Source organism: Gilliamella sp. X-57 (assembly GCF_057063565.1).
Genome location: NZ_JBXSQI010000054.1, coordinates 1 through 1,840 on the forward strand (window position 1 = coordinate 1; position 1,840 = coordinate 1,840).

General features: G+C 32.6%; 2 protein-coding genes and 1 pseudogene. 2 read left to right on the forward strand and 1 reads right to left on the reverse strand.

Going from position 1 to position 1,840, the window contains the following annotated elements; all coding sequences use genetic code 11:
• Positions 1–156, reverse strand: a 156-nt coding sequence (locus ACYIAL_RS12700; RefSeq protein WP_483751897.1) for a transposase, incomplete at its 3' end; no start/stop codon positions are given.
• A 176-nt stretch (positions 157–332) separates the two neighbouring features.
• On the opposite strand from ACYIAL_RS12700, the gene ACYIAL_RS12705 reads away from it, so the two are divergent.
• Both ACYIAL_RS12705 and ACYIAL_RS12710 read left to right on the forward strand, forming a co-directional pair.
• On the forward strand, positions 333–1,337 hold the full coding sequence (locus ACYIAL_RS12705) for a hypothetical protein (RefSeq protein ID WP_483751896.1): 1,005 nt from the start codon (positions 333–335) through the stop codon (positions 1,335–1,337).
• A gap of 133 nt (positions 1,338–1,470) precedes the next feature.
• Positions 1,471–1,722 (forward strand): annotated as a pseudogene (locus ACYIAL_RS12710) (transposase); the annotation flags it as partial.
• Between the last annotated feature and the right edge of the window lie 118 nt (positions 1,723–1,840).

Here is a 1,840-nt window from a genome sequence, read left to right on the forward strand (position 1 = left end):
TTGGCTTGCTTGCGTTATCCAACGGTCCAATGCTGATGGTGTCAAATCATATTCTGCAACGATTTCACTACGTGATTTACCATGTTGATAAAGACTGACCATTTGGTGTTTAAAATCATCTGTGAATGTTCGTCTTTTGCGTTTAATCTTATTCATATTTGTTCCTTTTTTAGTGGTGATAAGTTTACCTTACCCCTTAAAAAAGTTGTATGAATTAGTGTAGCCGATCCAGACAATAGTTGAAGATGAACAGACAAAAGTAAAAGAGAAGAGAGAAAAACCGAAAGCAAAATAGCAAAGCACAAAATAGAAATAAATTAAGGAATAATGAAATGAATTATATCAAGCTTATTTTACTTATAATATTATCAATACCGACAATTAGCCAAGCAGAATTATATCGTATTTACACAGGCACCATTGGTCAAAATAAAGCTGAATTTTATTTTGGCGATGATTTTGCTGTTTATATTGATAATAAAGATTATCAGGTTAAGAATTTTGATTATATAAGAGAGAGTAGTTATCCGCCTACACTTAAATCTAATAATGTAAATTCACCAGATAACATAGTGATTGAAAATGTTGACAGTCATACTTTTAATTATGGACCAGAAACTTATCAACAATTAACAGGCTATACCCTTAATGGTGATAAGGTAAATTTACAAAAAACATTTGAATATAAAAAATATAATGAGCAACATCCATTGAGTGAAGCAGAGTTTAATAATATTGAATTTTTACAACAAGAAAGTTCTGAAGACTTTTATTTTAAGGTGATAATATCTAAGAAAAAAAAGGAAGAAGTAGAGATTGTGGGGATTAATATCTATAGTAAACATGATGGTCGCCTTATTCAAACTATTACGGGTATACAAGGATGCAAGTTTAATTCTTATGTTAGTATTCAAACAAATGAAGGCTTTGATTTTAATTTTGATGGTGATAATAATGATTTTTATCTTATCAAAGATAGAGATTTTGGACTGAATACCACAGCGGAATTTTACGTGTATGACAAGATACAACAACAATTTGTCAAATTAAACCTTAAAGGTAATGATTTCCGCTTTGATTATAAAGAAAAAAAAGCCAATAGCTACAAAACCTGCCCAGGTAAAAAAGACAATGACGAAATATCGCTAACCGATAATTTTCAATACATAGGCAATAATCGCTATAAACGTGTCAAAACCGAATGCCTGTATAAATCCGGGGAATATCTGAATGAGGACAATAACCAATTTGAATATAAAAAACAAAGGGCGTGCAAACCCAAAGAAATAAAAGATTGTCGAAATTATATTGATACTAATGATTATGATGATTATTAATGGCACGGAGCTAATTATGTAGCTGAACTTATTCGTGGCGGAAAGGGACAAGATACGACGTGTAACTATCCCCTAAAATAGTACAGTAAAAAAGTAGAAAATTCTCTATGATAAAAGTAAAGGGGATTTAATTATGAAAAAAATGACTGAACATCAAATCGTCGCTATTTTAAAAGAAGCTGAAGCGGGTATTCCCGTTAAAGAACTGTGCCGTAAATATGGCATGGGGAATTCAACTTTCTATAAATGGCGGGAAAAATACGGCGGAATGGAAACGTCGGATATCAAACGCTTAAAGGAGCTGGAAGCTGAAAACCGTAAGCTTAAACAGATGTTTGCCGAACTGAGCTTAAAATCCCAGCTTCAGGAAGAAATCATAAAAAAGCTTTAGTGCCCACAAAGGCACGTAAAACGTGGGCACAGCAACTACAACAAAATCATTCTGTTACTATTGCTATGAGTTGTGCCATTGTTGGCTTAAGCCGTTGTGCTTACTATTATCA